The organism is Streptomyces sp. NPDC015661 (assembly GCF_043077765.1).
In the GTDB taxonomy this organism is placed as follows: Bacteria; Actinomycetota; Actinomycetes; order Streptomycetales; family Streptomycetaceae; genus Streptomyces.
The window spans coordinates 506,887-530,608 of record NZ_JBIBST010000007.1 but is presented as its reverse complement, the minus strand read 5'-3'; the positions used below and the strand labels follow the sequence as shown (position 1 = coordinate 530,608).

Annotated in this window: 21 protein-coding genes; 13 read left to right on the top strand and 8 right to left on the bottom strand. The window is 72.8% G+C overall.

The window, feature by feature from the left end; translation table 11 throughout:
• Nucleotides 1–1,548: a CocE/NonD family hydrolase gene (locus tag ACF07V_RS21850; RefSeq protein WP_392156366.1), complete on the bottom strand. Its 1,548-nt coding sequence runs from the start codon at nucleotides 1,546–1,548 to the stop codon at nucleotides 1–3.
• Between the two features lie 91 nt (nucleotides 1,549–1,639).
• Nucleotides 1,640–2,848 carry a hypothetical protein gene (locus ACF07V_RS21845; protein WP_392156365.1) on the bottom strand — a complete coding sequence of 403 codons (1,209 nt, stop codon included), beginning with the start codon at nucleotides 2,846–2,848 and terminating at the stop codon, nucleotides 1,640–1,642.
• 131 nt (nucleotides 2,849–2,979) lie between these two features.
• Between ACF07V_RS21845 and ACF07V_RS21840 the strand changes: the two genes are divergently transcribed.
• Nucleotides 2,980–4,281, top strand: coding sequence for a cytochrome P450 (locus tag ACF07V_RS21840; protein WP_392156364.1), 1,302 nt, complete (start codon nucleotides 2,980–2,982; stop codon nucleotides 4,279–4,281).
• Here ACF07V_RS21840 and ACF07V_RS21835 read toward each other — a convergent pair.
• A complete protein-coding gene (locus ACF07V_RS21835) occupies nucleotides 4,232–4,966 on the bottom strand; it encodes a hypothetical protein (protein WP_392156362.1) in 735 nt (244 codons plus the stop codon). The genes ACF07V_RS21840 and ACF07V_RS21835 overlap by 50 nt on opposite strands.
• A gap of 104 nt (nucleotides 4,967–5,070) precedes the next feature.
• Here ACF07V_RS21835 and ggt point away from each other — a divergent pair, with 104 nt between their 5' ends.
• Nucleotides 5,071–6,876 carry a gamma-glutamyltransferase gene (gene ggt / locus ACF07V_RS21830; protein WP_392156360.1) on the top strand — a complete coding sequence of 602 codons (1,806 nt, stop codon included), beginning with the start codon at nucleotides 5,071–5,073 and terminating at the stop codon, nucleotides 6,874–6,876.
• A gap of 19 nt (nucleotides 6,877–6,895) precedes the next feature.
• Here ggt and map read toward each other — a convergent pair whose 3' ends face one another.
• Complete coding sequence (gene map, locus ACF07V_RS21825) at nucleotides 6,896–7,663, bottom strand: type I methionyl aminopeptidase (RefSeq protein ID WP_392156358.1); 768 nt, start codon at nucleotides 7,661–7,663, stop codon at nucleotides 6,896–6,898.
• Nucleotides 7,664–7,696: 33 nt separating this feature from the next.
• Between map and ACF07V_RS21820 the strand changes: the two genes are divergently transcribed.
• Nucleotides 7,697–7,948, top strand: coding sequence for a helix-turn-helix domain-containing protein (locus ACF07V_RS21820; protein ID WP_369147415.1), 252 nt, complete (start codon nucleotides 7,697–7,699; stop codon nucleotides 7,946–7,948).
• 6 nt (nucleotides 7,949–7,954) lie between these two features.
• On the opposite strand, the gene ACF07V_RS21815 is transcribed toward ACF07V_RS21820, so the two are convergent.
• Nucleotides 7,955–8,611 carry an NAD(P)-dependent oxidoreductase gene (locus tag ACF07V_RS21815; protein ID WP_392156356.1) on the bottom strand — a complete coding sequence of 219 codons (657 nt, stop codon included), beginning with the start codon at nucleotides 8,609–8,611 and terminating at the stop codon, nucleotides 7,955–7,957.
• 61 nt (nucleotides 8,612–8,672) lie between these two features.
• Here ACF07V_RS21815 and ACF07V_RS21810 point away from each other — a divergent pair, with 61 nt between their 5' ends.
• The 10 genes from ACF07V_RS21810 to ACF07V_RS21765 all read left to right on the top strand — a co-directional run bounded on the left by ACF07V_RS21810 (nucleotide 8,673) and on the right by ACF07V_RS21765 (nucleotide 19,125).
• Nucleotides 8,673–9,068: a winged helix-turn-helix transcriptional regulator gene (locus ACF07V_RS21810; protein WP_392156354.1), complete on the top strand. Its 396-nt coding sequence runs from the start codon at nucleotides 8,673–8,675 to the stop codon at nucleotides 9,066–9,068.
• A 10-nt stretch (nucleotides 9,069–9,078) separates the two neighbouring features.
• Nucleotides 9,079–9,459 carry a PPOX class F420-dependent oxidoreductase gene (locus tag ACF07V_RS21805; protein WP_392156352.1) on the top strand — a complete coding sequence of 127 codons (381 nt, stop codon included), beginning with the start codon at nucleotides 9,079–9,081 and terminating at the stop codon, nucleotides 9,457–9,459.
• A 90-nt stretch (nucleotides 9,460–9,549) separates the two neighbouring features.
• Nucleotides 9,550–11,052: a UL36 very large tegument protein gene (locus ACF07V_RS21800; protein WP_392156350.1), complete on the top strand. Its 1,503-nt coding sequence runs from the start codon at nucleotides 9,550–9,552 to the stop codon at nucleotides 11,050–11,052.
• Between the two features lie 211 nt (nucleotides 11,053–11,263).
• Nucleotides 11,264–12,106, top strand: a complete 843-nt coding sequence (locus tag ACF07V_RS21795; RefSeq protein ID WP_392156349.1) for a nitrilase-related carbon-nitrogen hydrolase — start codon at nucleotides 11,264–11,266, stop codon at nucleotides 12,104–12,106.
• On the top strand, nucleotides 12,103–13,383 hold the full coding sequence (locus tag ACF07V_RS21790; protein ID WP_392156348.1) for an aspartate aminotransferase family protein: 1,281 nt from the start codon (nucleotides 12,103–12,105) through the stop codon (nucleotides 13,381–13,383). Before ACF07V_RS21795 ends, ACF07V_RS21790 begins: the two co-directional genes overlap by 4 nt.
• Nucleotides 13,384–13,402: 19 nt before the next feature.
• Nucleotides 13,403–14,806: a dihydropyrimidinase gene (hydA, locus tag ACF07V_RS21785; protein ID WP_392156347.1), complete on the top strand. Its 1,404-nt coding sequence runs from the start codon at nucleotides 13,403–13,405 to the stop codon at nucleotides 14,804–14,806.
• Between the two features lie 10 nt (nucleotides 14,807–14,816).
• Complete coding sequence (locus ACF07V_RS21780) at nucleotides 14,817–15,833, top strand: TIGR03842 family LLM class F420-dependent oxidoreductase (protein ID WP_392156345.1); 1,017 nt, start codon at nucleotides 14,817–14,819, stop codon at nucleotides 15,831–15,833.
• A 54-nt stretch (nucleotides 15,834–15,887) separates the two neighbouring features.
• The gene (locus ACF07V_RS21775; protein WP_392156343.1) at nucleotides 15,888–16,259 is read left to right on the top strand and encodes a hypothetical protein; all 372 of its coding nucleotides are present in this window, start codon (nucleotides 15,888–15,890) and stop codon (nucleotides 16,257–16,259) included.
• Nucleotides 16,260–16,561: 302 nt separating this feature from the next.
• A complete protein-coding gene (locus ACF07V_RS21770) occupies nucleotides 16,562–18,325 on the top strand; it encodes an aminotransferase class I/II-fold pyridoxal phosphate-dependent enzyme (protein WP_392156341.1) in 1,764 nt (587 codons plus the stop codon).
• Nucleotides 18,322–19,125 carry a phosphatidate cytidylyltransferase gene (locus ACF07V_RS21765; protein ID WP_392156339.1) on the top strand — a complete coding sequence of 268 codons (804 nt, stop codon included), beginning with the start codon at nucleotides 18,322–18,324 and terminating at the stop codon, nucleotides 19,123–19,125. Before ACF07V_RS21770 ends, ACF07V_RS21765 begins: the two co-directional genes overlap by 4 nt.
• A 70-nt stretch (nucleotides 19,126–19,195) precedes the next feature.
• On the opposite strand, the gene ACF07V_RS21760 is transcribed toward ACF07V_RS21765, so the two are convergent.
• The 3 genes from ACF07V_RS21760 to ACF07V_RS21750 all read right to left on the bottom strand — a co-directional run bounded on the left by ACF07V_RS21760 (nucleotide 19,196) and on the right by ACF07V_RS21750 (nucleotide 23,709).
• Nucleotides 19,196–20,092 (bottom strand): LysR family transcriptional regulator, encoded by an 897-nt coding sequence (locus tag ACF07V_RS21760; RefSeq protein WP_392156436.1) that lies wholly within the window; start codon nucleotides 20,090–20,092, stop codon nucleotides 19,196–19,198.
• A 102-nt stretch (nucleotides 20,093–20,194) separates the two neighbouring features.
• The gene (locus tag ACF07V_RS21755; RefSeq protein WP_392156338.1) at nucleotides 20,195–21,871 is read right to left on the bottom strand and encodes an AMP-binding protein; all 1,677 of its coding nucleotides are present in this window, start codon (nucleotides 21,869–21,871) and stop codon (nucleotides 20,195–20,197) included.
• Nucleotides 21,868–23,709, bottom strand: coding sequence for an FAD/NAD(P)-binding protein (locus tag ACF07V_RS21750; RefSeq protein WP_392156337.1), 1,842 nt, complete (start codon nucleotides 23,707–23,709; stop codon nucleotides 21,868–21,870). Before ACF07V_RS21750 ends, ACF07V_RS21755 begins: the two co-directional genes overlap by 4 nt.
• Between the last annotated feature and the right edge of the window lie 13 nt (nucleotides 23,710–23,722).

The following is a 23,722-nucleotide window of genomic DNA, read 5'->3' as shown; positions in this document are numbered from 1 at the left end:
CTACTCCGCCCGCAGCGGGACCGACACGTACGACGGGTCGGCCGTGGGGGAGGAGAAGGTCAGCTGCGCGCCGGTCGGGTTGTGCTCGATGTAGAGCGGGTCGACCGTGTCGACGACCAGCGCGAGGCGGTGCCCGGCCGGGACGTCGTACGCCGTGGAGAACAGGTCCAGGTCGACGGGGAACGCCTTCCCCGGGGCCCTGCCGTGGAAGGTGTACGGGGCGTTGCTGATCAGCTTGCCGACGCCCAGCGGGCCGACGTCGTAGAGGTACGCGACGAAGGTGCCGCTCTCGGCGGTCGGGGTGACCGTGGTGTGCAGGCGCGCCGTACCGCGCACCCGCTGCGGGGTGTCGTACCGCTCCGACTGCCAGACGCCCGCGAAGGCGCGGGGGAGCAGCGGGATCGAGGCGACGGGCGGCGCCTGGAAGAACTGGTCCAGGAGGTTGGACAGCATGACGATGCCGCCGTTGGCGCCCGAGTCGACGTTCGCCCAGAGGTGCTCGGAGCCGGTGAGCGCGAACTTCCGCCGGTCGGCGTTGACCGACTTCCAGTCCGGGTAGCCCTCGTAGCCGCCGTCTGAGCGCGGCTTCAGCTGGACCGGCTGCTCGCGGTCGATGCCGTTGTCGACGCCCTTGAGGTAGTGGTCGAACCAGCGGTGGGCGCTGGTCCAGGTGTCGTTCGGCAGGCCGAGGAGGCCGGTGGCCTCGGCGGTGGCGTGGTCGCCCGGGCGGAACTCCAGGCGCTTGGGGCCGGTGAGCTTCTCGTAGAAGCTCGCGTACTGGTTGGGCGGGAAGATGGTGTCGCCCCAGGCGTTGCCGAGCATGATCGCGGCGCCGTTGGCGTTGATCCGGTCGAGCTGTTCGACGGCGGAGCGCTTGCGGCCCCAGGCGATCATGTCCTCCTCCTTGGCCAGGTTGGAGGAGAGGAAGTCACCGAGGATCTCCTGGAGTTCGGGTCCCGGGCGGCCGGTGAGGTAGCCGGCGCCGCCGAGCAGGGCGGCGGCCTGGAGGTGCTGGGTGCGGCCGCTGTAGATGGACTCGATGAGGTCGGCCCAGCCGCTGAGCGCCGCGACGGCCTTGATCCGGGGGTCGTTGGCGGCGGCGAGCAGGCTGATCCCCGCGCCGTACGAGACGCCGGCCATGCCCACGTGGGCGGGGTCGGACGGGGTGTTCGCGAGGGCCCAGTCGATCACCTTGGAGGCGTCGGCGACGTCCTTGGGGCCCGCGGTCTCGATCTCCCCGCCGGACTGCCAGAAGCCGCGCGAGTTGTAACTCACCACGACGTAGCCGGAGTCGGCGAGCTTCTGGGCCTGGGCGAGGTACTCGACCTGGGGCATGGCCCAGCTGGTGGGCAGCACGATCAGGGGGTGCCGGGCGGCGGTGCCGGTCCCGGCGGGGGTGACGACGTTCGCCTTGAGGACGGTGCCGCCGTCCCCGGCGATGTCGACGAAGCGGATCGGGCTGTCGGCGGCCTGGGCTGTCGGGGCGAGCCCGAGGGCCGTCCCGGCCACGAGGGCGGCCGAGACGGCGAGGACCAGGGATGTGCGCACGGGGCACTCCTCACTGGAGTCACTGATGGGGGGCAGTGAAAGTGACCCGACGGTAACCGGAGCGCTTTACCCGTGGTAACTGGTCGGTAAGTTACGTGCGGGTAACGATTGGTGGCAGGACGCTTCCCAGGGCGGCGGCCTCCGCGAAGTCGGCGTGCGCCTCCTCGTACCGCTTGACGGCGAGGAGGAACATGGACCGGTCGGTGAGGGCGCGGACGAGCGCACCCGGGTCGGCGGTCAGGCGGCGGGCGAGCGCCACGCCCTCGTCGAAGGACGGCAGGAGCGACTCCATGGCCCGGCGGCCGCAGGTCTCCCAGTGGAGCGCCCGACGGACGGTCAGGCGGCGCTGGGCGGCGATCAGCCCGGGGAGATCGCCCGACTCGTGCAGGTCGGCCGTCTGCTGTTCCAGGGCGGGGACCGAGGCGACGTACTCCTCCCGCATGTCGGGAGACCATCCGTGGACCGGGTGGACCCCGAACGCGGGCAGCGGGGCCTCGGGAGTGGCGGGCGGTTCGGCCGGCCGGCCCGAGAGGACGAGGAGAGTGACCCATGAGGCCTGGATGTTGCTCCAGCTCACCGGCTCGCCGCCCCGCGCGAGGCGGGCGAGCAGGTCCAGCGTCTCGCCCCGCGTGGCGGCCCCGGCGGTCAGGCGTCCGGCGGCCAGGAGCATCCGGGCGTACTGCTCCAGCTTCCACACCAGGGAGGCCAGCGGGGCACGGTCCTCCGCCGCCTTCCGCCGCGCCTCGTCCACGACGTCCGTGAACACGTCCAGGGCCTCCTCGTGTCGCCCGGCGGCGTCGAGCGCGGCCGCCCGCTCGATCAGCGTCCACTCGGACACGTCCGCGCCCCTCGGCGCGATGCGCCGGCCGAGCAGGTCGGCCGCCTCCCCGTGCCGACCCTCCTCGGCCAGCACGACCGCGAGACGCCCGTACCGGCCCGCTTCCGCCAACTCCTCGCAGACCGCCCGCCCTTCGGCCCGTCGGCCGACGGCGAACAGTGCGTGCTCGTAGTGGCTGAGGGCGAGGTGCAGCCGTTCCTTCCCGTCCCGCACGTCCGCGTCGAACCGCCGTGCCGCGGCCGCCGCCTCGCCGTACAGGGCCCGGAGGATCTCCGGATCCCCGAAGTCGCGGGCCCGCTCGAGCAGCGCGTCGACCAGCTTCGGCAGATACGCCCGCGGGCTCACCTCCGCCAGTACCCGATACGCGTCCAGCCGCGCCCGGAGGCTCGGCTCCTCCGACCCGAGCAGCAGGACCCGCGCCCGCAGCACCGCGTCCTGGCTGTACTTCCCCGCGTTCCCCATGTGCCCCCTGTTCTCCGTGTGATGCATCTCCGTCCGATGCACGACGGAGATTCTGGGAGTCGGGGGACACCCTGGACAAGGCTCCCGAACTGTGCGTTCCGTCCTACGAAAACCGGCCCTGACCTGTCATGATGGTGACGTCTTCACCCCTGGAACACCCGGACGGGAGGCGCACGGTGGGGGACCCGAGCGACGTACCCGACGTCTTCGACCCGCGGATCTACGCCGCGGGCATCCCGCACGACCGGTTCCGCGTCCTGCGCGACCGGGCTCCCGTCGCCCGCCAGGGCGAGCCCGAGATCCTCGGCTGGCCCGCCGGGTCCGGATTCTGGGCCGTCACCCGGCACGCCGACGTCGTCCGGGTGCTCAAGGACTCGGGGACGTACTCCTCGCATCTCGGCGCCACCCAGATCCGCGATCCCGACCCCCGCGACCTGCCCTTCATCAGGCGCATGATGCTCAATCAGGATCGACCGGAACACGGGAGGTTGAGGCGGCTCGTCAGCCGGGCCTTCACCCCGGGGCGGATCGAGCGCTTCGCCGTCACCGCGCGCGACCGGGCCCGCGAGCTGCTCGCCGACGCGTTCGCGGACGGCGGCGACGTGGACCTCGTCCGGACCGTCACCGACGACTACGCCCTGCTCAACCTCACCGATCTGCTCGGGGTGCCCGCGAGCGACCGCGGACTGCTGCACACCTGGACCGAGCGGGTCATCGCCTACCAGGACCCCGACGAACCCCCGGTCCTCGACGCCGAAGGGCGACCGGTCAACCCCCGTTCGCCCGCCATGCTCGCCGAGATGTTCGACTACGCCCAGGAGCTCGCCGCGTACAAACGCGCGCACCCGGCCGACGACGTCATGAGCGTCCTGGCCGCCTCCGAACTCGCCGACGCGGAACTGGAGATGTTCTTCTTCCTCCTGACCGTCGCCGGCAACGACACCGTCCGCGGCGCCGCCCCGGGCGGGATCCTCGCTCTGGCCCAACACCCAGCGGAGCAGCGGCGGTTGTGGAGCCGCGAGGTCTCCATGGACACGGCCGTCGACGAGCTCCTCCGCGTGCACCCGCCCGTGCTCTCCTTCCGCCGCACCGCCGCCCACGACACCGAGCTCGCCGGACAGAAGATCCTCGCGGGCGACAAGGTCGTCGTCTTCCACGCCTCCGCCAACCACGACGAGCGCGTCTTCGCCGACCCGCACCGTCTGGACCTCGCCCGGACCCCGAACCCGCACGTCTCCTTCGGCGACGGCCCGCACGTCTGCCTCGGCGCCCACTTCGCCCGGCTCCAGCTGGGGGTGCTCTACGAGGAGGTGCGCGCGGCCTGCGGAGGCCTGGCCCTCGCGGGACCGCCCCGGCGCCTCGTCTCCAACTTCATCAACGGGATCAAGTCGCTGCCGGTGCGGCCGCTGGAGCCGTCCGCGCCGCGCTCGTGACGTCGGCCACCAGCTCGACCACATCGGGGCCGTACGCCTGCGAGTTGACCACCTTCAGGAGGAGCACGAAGGAACCGTCCTGCCCGTACTTCCGGGCCAGCGTCCTGTGGTGGCGGACCAGATGCCGTGCCGCGGCGTGATTGGTGACCGCGGCCTGGCCGCAGAGCAGGAACACCGGCCGCCCGCCGTCGCCACGGGTGAGGCGCGCGAGGACGACGTACTCGTTGACGCCCCACTCCGCGCGGTACGTCTCGCCGGCCACGGTGAACATCGCCCGGTCCTCGCGTGGCTCCTGCTCGACGTTCATCGTGAGCCCCGGTAGCAAATTCGGGAGATGGGCGGCCATGCGCCGGTTGGAGTAGGGACCGCCGATACAGAACTCGGCCGTCTCGCCGAGTCCCTGACGGGCTGTGTCGTGCTGCACGACCCGGGGTCGAGCCCCGCAGTCCTTGATCAGTGCCGACAGTTCGAGCAGTGCCGATACGTCGGTGGCGTGCACCCCGCGCTCGCTGCCGGCCAGGCGGTTCACCACGAGCAGACACTCCGAACCGGAGGGCAGGCCGAAGAACGCCTGCTTGCGGCGCAGCCTGCGCCGCCACTGGTACGTGCGGCCCAGCCAGCCGATGGAGGCGCTGACCCCGGTCGCCAGGACCCCGAGCACGATGTTCCGGACGTCTTCGTTCATGGGCGCGCATGCTAGCGGCGATCCGGTCTTCAGTTCGAGGCGGTCCTGACGGGAGGCGGCGCGGGAAGTTACTCTGCGCGGACGGTCGTTGACTGGAGGTAGGAATGCGTCGCTCCGCCGCTGGCAAGGTCTCCCTGCTCGCCGTCGCGGCGACGGTGCTCTCGATGGGCGCCGCCGCACCGCCGAAGGCCCCGCCGGTCGTCGACCCACCCGTCAAGGAACCCGTCGCCGTCGGGTACGGCGGAGCCGTCGCCAGTGTCGACGCCGACGCCTCGGCCGCCGGCATCGAGGCGCTCCGCAAGGGCGGCAACGCGGTCGACGCGGCCGTCGCCGTCGCGGCCGCCCTCGGCGTCACCGAGCCGTACTCCGCGGGCATCGGGGGCGGCGGCTACTTCGTGTACTACGACGCGAAGAGCCGCACCGTGCGGACCGTCGACGGCCGCGAGACCGCGCCCCGCACCGCCGACGCCGGCCTCTTCACGGAGAACGGCAAGCCCATCCCCTTCGAGGAGGGCCAGACCAGCGGCCTCGGCGTCGGCACCCCCGGCACCCCGGCCACCTGGAAGACGGCCCTCGACGCCTGGGGCAGCAAGCGCCTCGACACCCTGCTCGAACCCGCCGAGCGGCTCGCCCGCGACGGCTTCACCGTCGACCCGACCTTCCGCGCCCAGACCGCCGCCAACGAGGCCCGGTTCCGCGACTTCCCGGCCACCTCCGAACTGTTCCTGCCCGGCGGGCAGTTGCCCGTGGTCGGCTCCGTCTTCAAGAACCCCGACCTGGCCCGTACGTACGAGACGCTGGGCCGCGAAGGCGTCGGCGCCCTCTACCGCGGCCCGCTCGCCCGGGACATCGTGAACACCGTCCGTACGCCCCCGCTCCGCGCGGGAGCCACCCGGACCGTCCGCCCCGGCGACCTGACGGAAGCCGACCTCGCCGCGTACCGCACCGAGTCCCGCAGGCCCACCAAGGTCTCGTACCGCGGGCTCGACGTCTACGGCATGGCCCCGTCCTCCTCCGGCGGCACGAGCGTCGGCGAGGCGCTCAACATCCTGGAGGGCACCGACCTCTCGGCGGCCTCCCAGGCCCGCTACCTGCACCGCTACATCGAGGCCAGCCGCATCGCCTTCGCCGACCGGGGCCGCTGGGTCGGCGACCCGGCCTTCGAGTCCGTGCCGACGCGCGGCCTGCTCTCCCAGCGCTTCGCCGACTCCCGGGCCTGCCTGATCCGCGACGACGCCGCCCTCACCAGTCCGCTCGCCCCCGGCGACCCGAGCAGCCCGGTGCCGTGCGCGAGCGGGGGAACGGCCGCCCCGACCACGTACGAGGGTGAGAACACCACGCACCTGACGGTGGCCGACAAGTGGGGCAACATCGTCGCCTACACCCTCACCATCGAGTCCACCGGCGGCAGCGGCATCACCGTGCCCGGCCGCGGCTTCCTGCTCAACAACGAGCTGACCGACTTCTCCTTCGCACCGGCCAACCCGGCCGTCCACGACCCGAACCTGCCCGGTCCCGGCAAGCGGCCGCGCTCCTCGATCTCGCCGACGATCGTCCTCGACCGGCACGACCGGCCCGTCCTCGCGCTCGGCTCCCCGGGTGGCGCCACCATCATCACCACGGTCCTCCAGACCCTGACGGGCGTCGTCGACCGGGGCCTGCCGCTCGTCGACGCGATCGCCGCGCCGCGCGCCAGCCAGCGCAACCAGGCCACCACCGAACTCGAACCGGCCCTCTGGAACAGTCCGTTGAGGACGGAACTGGAGGGCATCGGGCACGGCTTCCGGCAGAACCCGGAGATCGGCGCGGCGACCGGCGTCCGGCGCCTCCCCGACGGCCGCTGGGTGGCCGCCGCGGAGACGGTCCGCAGGGGCGGCGGCTCGGCGATGGTCGTGCGGCCGGCGCCCTGACCGGTGGCGGCGCGTCTCGCTACAGCGCGGTGAGGATGCGCGGGCCGTCGTCCGTGATCGCCACCGTGTGCTCGGCGTGGGACGCGCGCGAGCCGTCGGACGTACGGATCGTCCAGCCGTCCCGCGCCGTGTAGTGCTCGTCCGTGCCGCCGCCGATGAGCATCGGCTCGATCGCGAGCACCATCCCGTGGCGCAGCTTCATGCCCCGGCCCGGGCGTCCCTCGTTGGGGACGCCCGGGTCCTCGTGCATGGCGCGGCCGATGCCGTGGCCGCCGAAGCCGTCGGGGATGCCGTACCCGGCGGCCCGGCAGACCCGGCCGATCGCGTGGGCGATGTCGCCGATGCGGTTGCCGACGACGGCCGCGGCGATGCCGGCCTCCAGGGCCTCCTCCGCCGCGGCGATCAGCCGGGCGTCCTCCGGCCGGGCCGGGCCGACCGTGAAGCTGACGGCCGAGTCGCCGGCCCAGCCGCCCAGGGTCGCCCCGCAGTCCACGGACACCAGGTCGCCCGGGGCGAGCCGGGTGCCGTCCGGGATGCCGTGCACGATCGCGTCGTTCACGGAGACGCACACGACCGCGGGGAACGGCACCGGGGCCCACTCCGGGTGGTAGTCGAGGAAGGGCGAGCCGGCGCCCGCCTCCGCGAGCACCGCGCGCGCGGCCCGGTCGAGCTCGGTGAGCGACACGCCGGGCGCCGCCTTCTCGCGTACGGCCGCCAGGGCACGGGCCACCACGCGGCCCGACTCACGCATGGCCGCCAGGGATTCGTTCGTCTTGATCTCCACCATGGCCAATTACTATACCGGTATTAGTATGGGGGCATGGTGCGCACACCCCTGACCCCCGAAGAGCGCGAGCGCGGCGAGCGTCTGGGCCTGCTCCTGCGCGAGGCGCGCGGCGAGCGGTCCATGGTCGAGATCGCCGCGGCCGCCGGTCTCTCCGCCGAGACCCTCCGCAAGATCGAGACCGGCCGGGCCCCGACTCCGGCCTTCTTCACCGTCGCGGCCCTGGCCGGGGTCCTGAGCCTCTCCATGGACGAACTCGTGGTGCACTGCACCCCCGCCCCCGTCTAGGACCTCTCAGACCGAGACCGCCAGCTGCACCCGGCTGTGGCGCGGGCGCTCGATCTCGTCCAGGAGCGCGAGCGCCAGATCGGCGTGGGCGATGCGGCCCGGGCCGTCGATCACCGTGCCCACGGCCGTCCGGTAGCCGCCCGTCCGCTCCGCCTCCGCGTTCAGATCCATCCCCGGCACCACCATCAGCCAGTCGAGCCCGGGACCGGCCTCCGCCGTGAGCAGCTCGAACTCGGCCACGTGCCCCTGGGAGAACGTCCGCCACGCCTCCGGGAAGTCGGGCGCGTCCATCAGGCGCACCCCGGGGGCGGTCTCCAGGGTCGTGGCGATGCCCAGGGTGAGCAGCCGCCCCACACCGGCCTCCGTCAGCCCGGCGACCATCGCCTTGGCCGCGGCCGTGAAGAAGTCGACCGAGGGGATGTCGAGACGGACGGCCGCGTTCACCGCGGCGTCATGGCCCGCGGCGAGCGCCGCCACCGAGGCCGCGTCCGTCGCGTCGCCCCGTACCGGCGTGACGCCCGCCCCCTCCAGATCGCGGTACCTGTCCGGGTCGCGGACCACGGCGGTCACCCGGTGACCCCGGGCCACCGCCTCCGCCACGACCGCCCGGCCGACCCGCCCGCCGGCGCCGAAGATGACTACACGCTTGCTGTCGTTGTCCATGCCGGGACGGTAGAACGGGCACCCCTGGTTACTTCAACGGTACTGAGTTAGCGTCGGCCGCATGATCGAGCAGCCGTCCCCGGAGCCGCTGAGCCCCTCCCTCTTCGCCGACCCCGACTGCGGCGGCAGCCCAGCGCAGCCCATCCGCGTCGGCGGCAAGTGGACGGCGATGGTGCTGCGTTGCCTGGAGGACGGGACGCCCCGCCGCTTCTCCGAGCTCCGCGTCCCCCTGCACTGGATCACCCCCAAGGTCCTCACCGAGACCCTCCGCGCCATGGAGCGCGACGGCTTCCTCACCCGTACCGCCCACGACGAGAACCCGCCCCGCGTCGAGTACGCCCTCACCGCCCTCGGCCGGTCCCTCATCGCCCCGCTCGACACCGCCTGCGACTGGGCGCGCACCCATGCCCCCGAGATCACCGAGGCCCGCACCGCGTACGAGCGGGCCGCGCTCTAAGCTCCCGGGCATGATGCCCGAAGAGCTGCGGCGCGGCCGCTACGTCAGTCTGACCACCTTCCGGAAGAACGGCACGGGGGTCGCCACACCCGTCTGGTACGCGGTCGAGGGCTCCGAGCTGTACGTGTGGACCCGCTCCGACTCCTGGAAGGTCAAGCGACTCGGCAACGACCCCCGGGTCGAGGTCGCCGTCTGCGACCTGCGCGGCAACGTCGCCGAGGGCGCCGAGCGGTTCTCCGGCACCGGCCGGCTGGTGGAGGGGGAGGAGCTGCGCCGGATCCGGCGCCTGCTCTCGCGCAAGTACACCTGGCAGTACTGGCTGACCGACGTGCCCGCCATGATCGTCCGGCTCGGGAAGCGCCCGCACACCGGGATCGTCGTCACGTTCTGAAAACGGTCCGTAGTCGTCCCGTAACACGACTGCGGTCCAATACCCGCGGACCGGAAGGTTCCAGTCGACGGCGGGGCAGGTGCGGAACGCATGACGGTGTATCAACTCCCGGTGGAAGTCGCCACGTTCAGGAGCTGGCTGACGGAGCTCGCCGGCCGCTGCAGACCGGACGGCGGCTGGTACGGGGTCTTCGCCGCACGCGACCCCGAGGGCCTGCGCGCCTGCCTCGACGGGACCGAGATCCTGCCCTGGGACGTCGTCGAGTCCCTCCTCCAGGACGCCGGGGAGACGGTCGACGGACCGTTCGCCGCTCGCGGCCGGATGCTGTACGCGGCGGCCGCCGGCGCCCACGACCGCCGGCCCGGCGGAGCGGACGCCCTGGCGGAACGCCGGGACCTGATGGAGGGGGAACGCCACTACGCCGAGACGCGGGGCCGTGAACTCGCCGAACGGCTGCGCACGACCCCGGACCCGGCGGAGGCGGCCCGCCTGGAACACGACCTCGCCTGGACGCGCGACGACCAGGCCAGGGCGTCGGCCCGCGTCAGGGAGCTGACGGGGAGACTGGCCGGGCTGGGGCTGGGGCTGGGGGCGCCGGAGGGGGTCGCCCCGAGCGGCGCCGCGGGTCCGGTGGCGGCCGGGACGCCGACCCGTACTGCCGGTCCGGTGGCGGCCGGGTCCCCGGCCCGTACTGCCGGTCCGGTGGCGGCCGGGTCCCCGGCCCGTACTGCCGGTCCGGTGTCGCCCGCGCCGCCGGCCCGTGCCGCCGGTCCGGTGTCGCCCGCGCCGCCGGCCCGTACCGCCGCTCCGGTGTCGCCCGCGCCGCCGGCCCGTGCCGCCGGTCCGTCTGCCGGTGCCCCGCTGCCCGGCAAGGTCAAGCGGCGGCCCCGGGGCGCCCGGTATGCCTGGCTGGAGGAAGGCGCCGAGGAGGGTGCCGAGGAGGTCGCGGTGCCGGTGCCCGTTCTCCCGGCCGGGGGAGCGGCGCCCCGCGGGGCCCGGTTCGGGGGCGCCGGTGACGCCGCCGCCGGGGCCGAGCCCCAGGTACCCGCCACGGACCACGCCGAAGCCCTCCGCGCCGCGGGCAACGCCGTCTACGCCCTGCGGCGCCTCCGCGCGCAGGGCCGCAGCGGCGAGGCGCACGCCCTGCTCTGCGAAGCGCTCGACGGGCCGCCCGACCGGCTGCCCGCCCTCGCCGCCGAGCTGCACCGGGCCGGGCTCGGCGCCGACTGGTCCACCCTGCTCTGGGAGGCGGCCTCGCTGCCCCCCGGCCGGCTCGCCGCCGTCGCGGGCGTCCTCGCCGACGCGGGCCGGGAGGCCGACTGCGAGCAGCTGCTCCGGCAGGGCGTGGCCCGCCCGGTCGATGAGCTCGCCGGGGCCTGCGCCGCGCTGCACGCCGAGGAGCACCACCGCGAGGCCCACGCCCTGCTCACCGCGTTCGTCCGGGTCCGCGCCCCCGAGGACGCCGCACGGCTCGCGGGCGCGGACCCGCACGGGCTCGTCCCCCAGCTCCTCGCCGCGGCGCGCGCGGTGTCCGCGTCCCGGGAGCGCGACCTGCTCCACGCCCTGAGGGTGGCGGGCCTGGCCGGGGCGTGACCTGAGCAAGAGGCGCTAACCGTACGGGTCCGTACGGGTCAGTACGTGTCGGTACGTGTCCGACGTGGACCACTCGGGTATGAAACATGATCGACCCGGCCGCTTCACGGCGGTGGTCTTGCTCCGGGGTGTGACGGGGCTTACGTTCTCCTCCTACGCATCGCGTCTACGTGCGTAGAGGCTCTCTGACGCCGTGCCGAAGGAGCAGCTCATGACCGACGTCGTACGCGCCGCGCTCGTCCAGGCGACCTGGACGGGCGACACCGAATCCATGATCGCGAAACACGAGGAGCACGCCCGCGAGGCCGCGAGGCAGGGCGCCCAGGTGATCGGCTTCCAGGAGGTGTTCAACGCCCCCTACTTCTGCCAGGTCCAGGAGCCCGAGCACTACCGCTGGGCCGAGCCGGTCCCCAACGGGCCGACCGTCCGCCGGATGCAGGACCTCGCCCGCGAGACCGGCATGGTGATCGTCGTCCCCGTCTTCGAGATCGAGGACTCCGGCTTCTACTACAACACCGCGGCCGTCATCGACGCCGACGGCTCCTACCTCGGCAAGTACCGCAAGCATCACATCCCTCAGGTCAGAGGCTTCTGGGAGAAGTACTACTTCCGCCCGGGGAACGCCGGCTGGCCGGTCTTCGAGACCGCCGTGGGCAAGGTCGGCGTCTACATCTGCTACGACCGTCACTTCCCGGAGGGCTGGCGCCAACTCGGCCTCAACGGTGCCCAGTTGGTCTACAACCCCTCCGCCACCTCGCGCGGCCTCTCCTCCTACCTCTGGCAGCTGGAACAGCCCGCCGCCGCCGTCGCCAACGAGTACTTCGTCGCCGCGATCAACCGCGTCGGCCAGGAGGAGTACGGCGACAACGACTTCTACGGCACGAGCTACTTCGTCGACCCGCGCGGCCAGTTCGTCGGCGAGGTCGCTTCCGACAAGGCCGAGGAACTCGTCGTCCGCGACCTGGACTTCGGCCTCATCGACGAGGTCAGGCAGCAGTGGGCCTTCTACCGGGACCGCCGCCCCGACGCGTACGACGGGCTGGTGCAGCCGTGAGCAGCCTGTACGACCGGCACCGCGCCGTCATCCCCGACTGGGTCGCCCTCTACTACCGCGACCCCCTCGAGATCACCCACGGCGAGGGCCGCCACGTCTGGGACGCCGAGGGACGCAGGTACCTCGACTTCTTCGGCGGCATCCTCACCACCATGACCGCCCACGCCCTGCCCGAGGTCACCAAGGCCGTCTCCGACCAGGCCGGGCGGATCATCCACTCCTCGACGCTCTACCTCAACCGCCCCATGGTGGAGCTCGCCGAGCGCGTCGCCGGTCTCTCCGGCATCCCCGACGCCCGGGTCTTCTTCACCACCTCCGGCACCGAGGCCAACGACACGGCCCTCCTCCTCGCCACCGCGTACCGCCGCTCGAACCAGATCCTGGCGATGCGCAACAGCTACCACGGCCGCTCGTTCTCCACCGTCGGCATCACCGGCAACCGCGCCTGGTCGCCCACGGGCCTCTCCCCGCTCCAGACGCTGTACGTGCACGGCGGCGTACGTACCCGCGGCCCCTACGCCCAGTACACCGACGAGCGGTTCACCGAGGCCTGCGTCGCCGACCTCGAAGACCTCCTCGGCCACACCCGGGACGTCGCCGCCCTGATCGCCGAGCCGATCCAGGGCGTCGGCGGCTTCACCTGCCCGCCCGACGGCCTCTACGCCGCCTTCCGTCGCGTCCTCGACCGGCACGGCATCCTCTGGATCTCCGACGAGGTGCAGACCGGCTGGGGCCGCACCGGCGACCACTTCTGGGGCTGGCAGGCCCACGGCCAGGCCGGACCGCCCGACATCCTCACCTTCGCCAAGGGCATCGGCAACGGCATGTCCGTCGGCGGGGTCGTCGCCCGCGCCGAGATCATGAACTGCCTCGACGCGAACTCCATCTCGACCTTCGGCGGTTCGCCGATCACGATGGCCGCCGGCCTCGCCAACCTCGCGTACCTCCTGGAGCACGACCTCCAGGGCAACGCCCGCCGCGTCGGCGGCCTCCTCATCGAACGCGTCCGGGCGGCGGCCGCCGGAGTCGCGGCGGTACGGGAGGTCCGCGGCCGCGGCCTCATGATCGGCATCGAGCTCACCGAACCCGGCACCGACCGGGCGAACCCGGACGCGGCCGGCGCCGTCCTGGAGGCCGCCCGCGAGAACGGCCTGCTCATCGGCAAGGGCGGCGCGCACAACACCAGCACCCTGCGCATCGCCCCACCGCTCTCGCTCACCGTCTCCGAGGCCGAAGAAGGCGCCGCGATCCTCGAACAGGCCCTGAGATCCCTCTAGTTGGCAGGGGAGAAGTCCCGTGAGCACCCGTACCCTCATCCGCGGCGGTCTCGTCGTCACCGCCGCCGACGAAGTCCACGCCGACGTGCTGATCGAGGACGGCCGCGTCGTCGCCCTCGCCGCCCACGGCTCCGACGCGGCGGCCGGCTGGACCGCCGACCGGACCATCGACGCCACCGACCGCTACGTGCTGCCCGGCGGCGTCGACGCCCACACCCACATGGAACTGCCCTTCGGCGGCACCTTCGCCTCCGACACCTTCGAGACCGGCACCCGCGCCGCCGCCTGGGGCGGCACCACCACCATCGTCGACTTCGCCGTCCAGAGCGTCGGCCACAGCCTCCGCGAAGGCCTCGACGCCTGGTACGCCAAGGCCGACGGCAACTGCGCGATCGACTACGCCTTCCACATGATCCTCTCCGACGTCAACGAGCACACGCTCAAGGAGATGGACAAGCTCGTCCAGGAGGGCATCACCTCCTTCAAGCTCTTCATGGCCTATCCCGGCGTCTTCTACAGCGACGACGGCCGGATCCTGCGGGCCATGCAGCGCTCCGCCGACAACGGCGGGCTGATCATGATGCACGCCGAGAACGGCATCGCCATCGACGTCCTCGTCGAACAGGCCCTCGCGCGCGGCGAGACCGACCCCCGCTACCACGGGGAGGTCCGCAAGGCGCTCCTGGAGGCCGAGGCCACCCACCGCGCGATCCAGCTCTCCCGGGTCGCCGGCGCCCCGCTCTACGTCGTCCACGTCTCCGCCGAGGAGGCCGTCGCCGAGATCGCCGCCGCCCGTGACAAGGGGCTGCCCGTCTTCGGCGAGACCTGCCCCCAGTACCTCTTCCTCTCCACCGACAACCTCGCCGAGCCGGGCTTCGAGGGCGCCAAGTACGTGTGCAGCACCCCGCTGCGGCCCAGGGAACACCAGGCGGCCCTGTGGCGGGGGCTGCGGACGAACGACCTCCAGGTCGTCTCCACCGACCACTGCCCCTTCTGCTTCGTGGGCCAGAAGGACCTCGGCCGCGGCGACTTCTCGAAGATCCCCAACGGTCTGCCGGGGGTGGAGAACCGCATGGACCTCCTCCACCAGGCCGTCGTCGACGGGCACATCGGGCGCCGCCGCTGGATCGAGATCGCCTGCGCCACCCCGGCCCGGATGTTCGGCCTCTACCCGCAGAAGGGCACGATCGCGCCCGGCTCGGACGCGGACATCGTCATCTACGACCCGCACGCCACCCAGGTCCTGTCGGCGGAGACCCACCACATGAACGTCGACTACTCCGCCTACGAGGGGAAGACGATCACCGGCCAGGTCGAGACCGTCCTCTCGCGCGGCGAACCGGTCATCGACCAGCGGAAGTTCACCGGCCGCGCGGGCCACGGCGCCTTCACCCCCCGCTCCACCTGCCAGTACCTGAACTAGGAGAACCACGTTGGACTTCGGACTCGTCCTGCAGACCGACCCGCCCGCCTCGCAGGTCGTCGGGCTGATGCGCCGGGCGGAGCGCAACGGCTTCCGCTACGGCTGGACCTTCGACTCCGCCGTGCTGTGGCAGGAACCCTTCGTCATCTACAGCCAGATCCTCGCCAACACCACCAAGCTCCACGTCGGCACGATGGTGACGAATCCCGGCACCCGCACCTGGGAGGTGACGGCCTCCACCTTCGCCACCCTCAACGACATGTACGGCAACCGGACCGTCTGCGGCATCGGCCGCGGCGACTCCGCCATGCGCGTCGCCGGGCGCAAGCCCAACACCCTGGCTCGCCTGGGCGAGGCCATCGAGGTCATCCGCGACCTGGCGGAGGGCCGGGAGGCACAGGTCGACGGCAACCCGATCCACATCCCCTGGATCAAGAACGGCAAGCTGCCGGTGTGGATGGCGGCCTACGGCCCCAAGGCCCTCGCCCTGGCCGGGCAGAAGGCCGACGGGTTCATCCTCCAGCTCGCCGACCCCTTCCTCACCGAGTGGATGGTCAAGGCGGTGAGGGACGCGGCCCGGGAGGCCGGCCGCGACCCCGACGCCCTGACGATCTGCGTCGCCGCCCCCGCGTACGTGACGGCCGACGACTCCCCGGAGGCCCTGGCCCACGCCCGCGACCAGTGCCGCTGGTTCGGCGGCATGGTCGGCAACCACGTCGCCGACCTCGTCGCCAAGTACGGCGAACACTCCTCGATGGTCCCCGAGGAACTCACCGCGTACATCAAGGACCGCCAGGGCTACGACTACTCCCACCACGGCCGCGCCGACAACCCCGACACCACCTTCGTCCCCGACGAGATCGTCGACCGCTTCTGCCTCCTGGGCCCCGCCGAGGCCCACATCGAGAAGCTGCGCCACCTCAAGGACCTGGGCGTCGACCAGTTCGCCGTCTACGACATGCACGACAACCGCGAGGGCACCATCGACGCCTACGGCACCGACGTCATCCCCGTGTTCAGCTCCTGACACCGTCGTGCCGAGGCGCTCCGCCGGTGGTGGTCCATGAGGGATGATCCCCTCATGGACAGGGTTGTTGATCTCGACGAGGTCGCCGCGGTTCTGGCTCGGCGGACGCCCGGCTGGGCGTCGGCCGGCCTCGAAGTGGGCCGGCCGACGTGGCGGGACGCGGAGGCTGCCTGGCCGCAGCCCCTGGAGACCGACAGGGCTCGTGTTCATGATCCGGACTCGGTCGGCGTGGTCCTGTCCGGTCCGGCGCAGGCCGAGCTGTCGGTTGTGCTGTTCCGTGGCGGCTGGGCCGATGTGGACTTCCTCGTCGACCTCGACGACGCGGGTTGCCTGCCGGCCTCGGACATCACCTCGGCGTCGGACTTCGCGGCCCGCATGGACCAGTGGGTCAGCCGTGTCTTCGGGAGCCTGGCCGGCGGCGGATGAGGGCTGGCGGTGCCGTGACCGACGTGACGGGGCCCGGGCCGCTCGTGGGTGGCTGCGGAGGGCCGGGTCGAGACGGCAGGGCCGGACGGGCCGGGTCGCCGTAAGCAGCCGGGATCGCCTCGGCCCTGGCCAGTGCGGCAGGAAAGCGTCAAGATCGTCCTACCGGGCGTCACCTGCGTCAGATCGGCGCTGGACTCGACGCCTCCGCATGCCGTCCGGCTGAGTACGCGTACTCAGGTGCCGTCCGCCGGACTCCTCCATGCTGGGGCGCGAACGCCGACCGTCTCAGGGGGGACATACGCATGGACCGCGTCCTGCAGCTGCGCACCGCCACGCCTCAGGATCACGACTGGATCCACGAACTGCGCCATCGGGTGTACGCGGAGGAGCTCGGCCAGCATCCGCTGGATCCGTCGGGGAGGCTGAGCGACGGACTCGACGGCGACAACGTCTATCTCGTGGCCGCGCGCGGCGAGACGCGGATCGGCTTCGTCAGCCTCACCCCTCCGTGGGTCGGCCGCTACTCCCTCGACAAGTACCTGACGCGCGAGGAGCTGCCGGTCCTGACCGAGGAGGCGCCGTTCGAGATCCGCGTCCTGACCGTCGAGGAGCAGTGGCGGTCCACCGCGGCGGCGCCGCTCCTCATGTACGCGGCGCTGCGCTGGGTCGCGGCGCGGGGCGGCCGCCGGGTCGTGGCGATGGGACGCACGGAGCTGCTCGACATGTACCTCGCCGCCGGGCTGCGGCCGGTGGGGCGCACGGTCCACTCGGGCGCGGTCTCGTTCGAGGTGCTCAGCGGCTCCGTGGCCGAGCTGACGAGGACGGTCGCGGAGCGGCACGGCCGGACCCTGGAGCGGCTGCGGACCGGCCTCGACTGGCAGCTCGACGTGCCCTTCGCGCCGCGTGCGGACGGCTGCGAGCACGGCGGGGCGTTCTTCTCGGCGATCGGCACCGACTTCCGGACGCTGACCCGCCGGCACGAGGTGGTCGCGGCCGATGTGCTGGACGCCTGGTTCCCGCCGTCGCCGGCGGTCCGCGCCGTCCTCTCGGAGGATCCCGGGTGGGCGGCCAGGACCTCGCCGCCGACCGGCGCGGAGGGACTGCTCGCGGAGATCGCCGCGGTCCGCGGGCTGCCGGTCGAGTCGCTGGTCGTCGGCGCGGGCTCCTCCGATCTGATCTTCCGGGCGTTCGGCCGGTGGCTGACGCCGGGCAGCCGCGTGCTCCTGCTCGATCCGGGCTACGGGGAGTACGCCCACGTCACCGAGCGGATGATCGGCTGCCGGGTCGACCGGCTCCAGCTGCGCCGGGAGGACGGCTGGCTGCTCGACCCGGCCCGGCTCGCCGCCGCGACCCGCGACGGACGCTACGACCTCGTGGTGGTGGTCAACCCGAACAACCCGACCGGCCGCCACGCCCCGGCCGACGCGCTGCGCGCGGTGATCGAGGCCTCGCCCGCGCGGACCCGGTGGTGGATCGACGAGGCGTACCTGGGCTATGTCGACCCGGCGGACTCGCTGGCCGGGCTCGCCTCGGCCGACGGCCGGGTCGTGGTCTGCACCTCGCTGTCGAAGATGTACGCGCTGTCGGGGATGCGGGCCGCGTACCTGGTGGCCGATCCGGAGACGGCCGGGGAGCTGCGCCGCTGGACGCCGCCGTGGCCCGTGAGCCTGCCGGCCCAGCTGGCCGCCGTGACGGCGCTGCGCGACCCCGGGTACTACGCGGAGCGCTGGGCCCGCACCCATGTGCTGCGCCGGGAACTGGCGCACGGCCTCCGGGAGTTGGACGGCTTCTCCTCGGTCGACGAGGGCGTGGCGAACTTCCTCACGGTGACCCTGCCGCAGGACGGACCGAGCGCGGCGACGCTGGTGCGCGAGTGCCGGCGGCACGACGTCTTCCTGCGTGACCTGTCGCCGATGTCCCCGGCGTACGAGGGGCGGACCGTCCGGATCGCCGTCCGCGACACGGCGGAGAACGCGCGGATCGTGGCGGCCTGCCGGGGTGCCCTGGAGGCGCTGCGCGCGTCGGCCGCGGTGGTGTCGGGCGCGCCGGCGCGGGCCTCCCGGTGACGACGGTCGCGGGTCTCGTGCCGTACCTCGGCGGGGCACTGGCGGTCGGGGGCGTCGCGGTGGCGGCGACCCGGCGCCGTGAGCTGATCGTCCGCTGGTGCGTGTGGGCGCTCGGAGTGCCCCTGGTGACCGCCGCCTTCTGGCTCGGTCCACCGGGGATCGCGGTGCTCGCGGCCGCGGTCGGTGTGGTCGCGGTGGTGGAGTTCGGCGGGCTGCTCCGGCTGGGACCGGTGGACCGGGCGGTCCTGGGCGCGGCCGTCGTCGGACTCGTCCTGACCGTCTGGCTGGCCCCGGACGAGGTGCTCCGGGTGGCGGCGGCGGGGGCGCTCGCGATCGCCGGGGTTCCACTGTTCTCGGGGGACGCGGAGCACGGGCTCCGCCGCCTGGGGGCGGGCCTGCTGGGACTCGTGTGGCTGGGCGTCCTGGCCGGCCTCGTACCGTCCGGCGCCCTCGGCCTCGTCCTGTTCGTGGCCGTGTCGATCGCCGACATCGTCGCGTACGCGGCGGGTCCCCGTATCGGCGGCCCCCGGCTCTCCCCGCTGTCGCCCGCCAAACGCTGGAGCGGCACGCTCGCCGGGGCCGCGGCCGGTCTCCTCACGCTGGCCGTGCTGTCCTCCCTGACGTGGCAGACGGCGGTGGCCGTGGCGGTCGGCGGCCCGCTCGGGGACCTGCTGGAGTCGATGGTCAAGCGGGGCGCCCGCGCCAAGGACGCCGGCCGGTGGCTGGCCGGCTCCGGAGGCCTCCTCGACCGGATCGACTCCCTCCTCGTCGCCCTGGCGGTGCTGTTGGTGCTGCCGTGAGCCACGGGGCGGCGGGGCCGCGGGGGAGAGCGGCGGTGCCGCCGCCGGCCGGCGGCGACACCGCCCGGTGTCAGGTCCAGTTCTGCGCCGTGCGCAACAGCTCGCTGTGGATCCGCGAGAGCCGGTAGTCCCGGAGGGCCCCGCTGCGCACCGCCAGGTACAGGGTGTTGATGGGCGGGACCTCCGGCTGGATCAGGCGGACGACCGCACCCTCCGCGAGGGCCGTCTCGCACAGGCAGCGAGGCAGTACGGAGATTCCGGCGCCTGCCGCGACCGCCGCCAGGATGGCCCGGAGATCGGGTACGACCGCCCCGACGTGGACGTCCGGTTCGCGGTCGAACACCACGCGCCAGTAGTCCCGTATCAGCGGCAGCGTCTCCGCGTACGAGATCAGCGCGGCCTTCGCCAGTTTCTGTTCCGTCCCCGTACCGGGCCCGTCGGGGAACAACTCCTCGGCCAGCTGCGGAGAGGCGACGAGCACCAGCTCCTCATCGCATAACGGCGTCGCCTCGATCCCGCGCCGCCGGGGGCGCGTGGTGGAGATGACCATGTCCAGGAAGCCCTCGCCGAGCCGGGACAGCAACTCGTGGCTGACCCCGGTCAGCACCCGTACGTCCGTCCCGTCCGCCACCAGTCGCGCGAGCGGCGGCACCACCCGGCTGGCGGCGAGCTCCGCGGTCGTCCCGAGCCGCAGCGGCCGGTTGTGGTCGATGGGTGTGAAATGCCGGTCGATCGCCGCGTTCAGCGAGATCATCGACTCCCGCACGTCCTGGGCGAGGATCGTCGCGCGCGGGGTGGGCACCGTCCCCCGTGTGGTCCGTTCGAAGAGCTGGTGCCCGATCTCCAGCTCCATGCTTCTGATCTGCTGGGTCACCGTCGGCTGGGTCACGCCGAGTTCACGGGCCGCCTTGGTCAAGGACCCCGTGTGGTAGACCGCCATGAAGGTCTGCAGCCATGCCAGTTGCATCACGTCGCCGGCCCCCTGTCTCCGGCTCCTCGCATGGCGCGCCGGTCGGCGTGGTCCATGCTTGCTCCGGCGGCCCGGGAGTACCGGGTCCGCCGGGCGCGCTCACAGCGCAGTCGAGAACTCCTCCCCCTCCTCGACGGGGCGATCCCGGAGGACGCTGCGCTGGATCTTCCCCGAGATGGTCATCGGAAGCGCGTCCACGAAGTGTACGAGCTTGATCATCTTCTCCGGGGGGAGAACGGTCGCCGAGTGATCGAGGACACTGCGGGCCGTCTCCGCGTCGGCGGGCCAGCCCGGCGCCGCCACCAGGTACGCCTTCGGCACCCACAGCCCCTCGGGGTGCGGCACCGGCACCACGGCGGCCTGGGCGACCGCGGGGTGCCCCAGCACCGCCGTCTCCAGCTCCAGCGGGGCGATGCGGTGGTCGAACGACTTGAACATGTCGTCGTCGCGCCCCTGGTAGTACAGGGCGCCCGAGGCCGACTCGGTGACCAGGTCACCCGTCCGGTACAGGCCTCCGGCGAAGGCCTTCGCCGTCCTGTCCTCGTCCCCGAGGTAGCCCGCCATCATGCCGGCCGGGCGCTGCAGGAGGTCGACGCACAACTGCCCGGCCCGGCCCGGCCGGGCAGGCCCCCCGTCGGCCGTGTCGACCACCCGCATCCGGTAGCCGGGCATCGGCCAGCCCATGGCACCCGGCTCGGGATCCCTGCCCGGCGGATTGCCGACCTGGCAGGTCGTCTCCGTCTGCCCGTACCCGTCGCGCACCCACAGTCCCCAGGCCCCACGGACCGTGTCGATCAGCGACGCCTCGAGCGGCTCGCCCGCCGACGTCGCCTCCCGCAGCACGCCCGGACGTTCCCCGAGCCCCGCCGCGAGCAGCGAGCGCCACACCGTGGGCGGCGCGCAGAACGCGTCCACCCCACCGGTGCGCAAGGTGTCCAGGATCAGTCCGGCGGACGGCGCGGCGTCCCGGAACGCCACGAGCGACGCCTCCGCGTTGAACGGGACGAACAGCGAGCTCCAGGCGTGCTTGGCCCAGCCGGGCGCCGAGATGTTCAGATGCGTGTCCCCGGGCCGTAGCCCGTTCCAGTACATGCCGGACAGGTGCCCCACCGGATAGCTGGTGTGCGTGTGCAGCACCATCTTCGGAAGCGACGTCGTCCCCGAGGTGAAGTAGCAGAACAGCGGATCGTCCGCCCCGGTCACGGCCCCGGGATCGAACCCGCCGCCGTCCGCCCCGTACGAGTCGTCGTACGCGATCCAGCCGGGCGGCGCCTCACCCGTGCACACGGGGGTCCATGTCCCGTCGATCCCCCGGAACTTGGACGTCAGACCCGCCTCCGTCACCACATGGGCGACCTCGGCGCGCCGGATCCGGTCCGCCAGGTCCCGGGCCGGCGCGGACGGGTACGTCGGTACGACCACCGCCCCCAGCTTCATCGCCGCCAGCACCGTCTCCCACAGCGCCACGCTGTTGCCCAGACACACCAGGAGCCGGTCGGAGCGCCGGACGCCGATGGCGCGCAGCCACACCGCCACCTGGTCGGAGCGGCGCGAGAGCTCAGCGAAGGAGACGCGCTCCTCACCGTTCTCCGCGACCACCCGCACGGCGGTGCGCCGATTGTCCCGGGCGATGACGTCGAACCAGTCCAGGGCCCAGTTGAACGAGGTGAGTTCGGGCCAGGAGAACCGCCGTCGCGCGGCGTCCAGATCCGTACGCGTCTCCAGGAGGACGTCACGCGCCGCACGGAACGCCGCGGTGGCCTTCGTGTCGTTCACACGGTCCCCCCGGAGGGTTCCTGGCCGACGGGGCACAGCATGGCCTCGGCGATGGCGTCGGCATCCTGCCGGAACAGTGTGTTCAGGCCGGGCTTCCCGCTGCCGACCTGGGTGAACCAGCGGGTGTGCTCGGTGGGGATGCCCAGCGCGTACAGGTCGTCGTGCGCGGTGCCGTCGGCGGCGATGACGCGGAACGGGGAGCGGGTGACGTTCAGACCGCCGGTGGCCCGCGCGCCGCCACCGTCGGGGCCGGTGCGCAGGTACTCGGATATGACGCCCGAGGCCAGCAGGGTCCGGGTCAGGGCGGAGGTGTCGCGCCGCAGGTCGGGGGTGGGGATGCGGGCGTCGACCAGGGCCGTCGCCCGCCGCGCGGAGCCCTCGACGCTGGGCGAGGCGATGCGGAACAGGCCGGCTTCCTCGTCCGTGTCGAAGACCGTCCCGGGACCCGCGATCTCGACGACGCCCTCTTCGATGAGGGCGACCAGCTGCTCCACCCGCTCCGCGGGCGGGCCGGCCGACAGCAGGGCGTTGCCCGGGAGGAAGGCGCGGTCGAACTCCTCCTCGTGGGAGGCCGGCAGAAGCCCGCCGTAGTCGACGGCCTCCCGTACGACGTTGCGCGTGTCGCGCAGGACGTCGAGGGCGGCCTTCAGCGGGCCGCGGGCGTTGCCCCGGTGGGCCTCGCGAAGGTCGGCGCGCATCACCGTCAGCAGACGCCGGCGGAAGTCCTCCGGCGAGTCGAAGTCCTCCCCCCTGAACGGGCGGGCGAGGGCGTCGAGATCCAGGGCCGCCGGTTCGCCGTGGTCCCCGGAGGCGGCGTGCACCTGCCCGTAGACGTGGTCGAGTTCCCGCATGAGCAGGGGCAGGACGTCGGAGGCGAAGGAGAGCTGCCGGTGACCGTCCCGCTCCTGGCGGCGCTCGCGGGCCTCCTGCACGGCCTCCTTGGTGAGGAACAGGGGCCGGTAGGTGTGGTCGGGCGCCTTCTGGTTCACGCCGCGCGCCGGAATGGGAAGTCCGCTGCGCGACCCCGCCACGATGCGCGGTTCCTGCCCGCTGGGCAGATACGTCAGCGTCTCGTCGTCCCCGCGCTTGAACTCGCCCCCGCGCCCCACGGTGAGGGCCAGCATGACGTCGTAGAACGACAGTCCGAGACCCTTGACCGCGACCGTGGAGCCAGCCGGGACGGTGGCGGTGTCCAGCGGCATGTCGGCCGCGGAGTCGCCGGCCAGATAGCGGACTCCCTCGTGCCGGCCGGCGAAGTCCAGCATCCGCTGCTCGAAGACGTCCGGTTCGTTGACCGGATGTCCCGTCGCGAGGAGCACCTGATCGGCGGCGACGAGGAAGGGGGCCTGGTCCAGTTCGACCAGCCACCCGCCGACCGGTCGTCGCTCCAGACGCGTCACCCGGCTGTTCATCCCCACCAGGTCGACGTGCGCGGGAAGGCTGTCGCGGACCGTGCGGAAGACGGTCCTCAGATAGCGGCCGTAGGTCTGCCGGGAGGCGTAGTCGTCCGGGCCGAGCGGACGCTCCCCGGCGGTCGCCCGCGACCACTCGTCGAGGGCCGGGCCGGCGCCGGGCCGCCACGGACCGTCGTCGGGCACCCCCGAGTACATCGTGATCTGCCCGGCGACCGTGTTCATCGTGTACCAGTCGTCCTGGTCGGTGCGCCACACGCGCCCGACCCCGACCTCGACGTCGTCGACCGCGTAGATCCTGATCTCCTGCTCGGGATCGCTGTCGGCCAGACGCGCGGCCATGCGCTCCAGGACCGAGATGCCCCGGGGGCCGGTACCGATCACGACCAGAGTGCGGGGCTGGCAGCCGCCGCGGAAGTTCGTCACCTGTTCATCACCT

Coding starts and splice junctions, on each gene's coding strand:
- ACF07V_RS21845 (WP_392156365.1), bottom strand. CDS start 2,848: ATGGGGAACGCGGGGAAGTACAGCCAGGACGCGGTGCTGCGGGCGCGG.
- ACF07V_RS21840 (WP_392156364.1), top strand. CDS start 2,980: ATGGTGACGTCTTCACCCCTGGAACACCCGGACGGGAGGCGCACGGTG.
- ACF07V_RS21835 (WP_392156362.1), bottom strand. CDS start 4,966: ATGAACGAAGACGTCCGGAACATCGTGCTCGGGGTCCTGGCGACCGGG.
- ggt (WP_392156360.1), top strand. CDS start 5,071: ATGCGTCGCTCCGCCGCTGGCAAGGTCTCCCTGCTCGCCGTCGCGGCG.
- map (WP_392156358.1), bottom strand. CDS start 7,663: ATGGTGGAGATCAAGACGAACGAATCCCTGGCGGCCATGCGTGAGTCG.
- ACF07V_RS21820 (WP_369147415.1), top strand. CDS start 7,697: ATGGTGCGCACACCCCTGACCCCCGAAGAGCGCGAGCGCGGCGAGCGT.
- ACF07V_RS21815 (WP_392156356.1), bottom strand. CDS start 8,611: ATGGACAACGACAGCAAGCGTGTAGTCATCTTCGGCGCCGGCGGGCGG.
- ACF07V_RS21810 (WP_392156354.1), top strand. CDS start 8,673: ATGATCGAGCAGCCGTCCCCGGAGCCGCTGAGCCCCTCCCTCTTCGCC.
- ACF07V_RS21805 (WP_392156352.1), top strand. CDS start 9,079: ATGATGCCCGAAGAGCTGCGGCGCGGCCGCTACGTCAGTCTGACCACC.
- ACF07V_RS21800 (WP_392156350.1), top strand. CDS start 9,550: ATGACGGTGTATCAACTCCCGGTGGAAGTCGCCACGTTCAGGAGCTGG.
- ACF07V_RS21795 (WP_392156349.1), top strand. CDS start 11,264: ATGACCGACGTCGTACGCGCCGCGCTCGTCCAGGCGACCTGGACGGGC.
- ACF07V_RS21775 (WP_392156343.1), top strand. CDS start 15,888: ATGGACAGGGTTGTTGATCTCGACGAGGTCGCCGCGGTTCTGGCTCGG.
- ACF07V_RS21770 (WP_392156341.1), top strand. CDS start 16,562: ATGGACCGCGTCCTGCAGCTGCGCACCGCCACGCCTCAGGATCACGAC.
- ACF07V_RS21760 (WP_392156436.1), bottom strand. CDS start 20,092: ATGCAACTGGCATGGCTGCAGACCTTCATGGCGGTCTACCACACGGGG.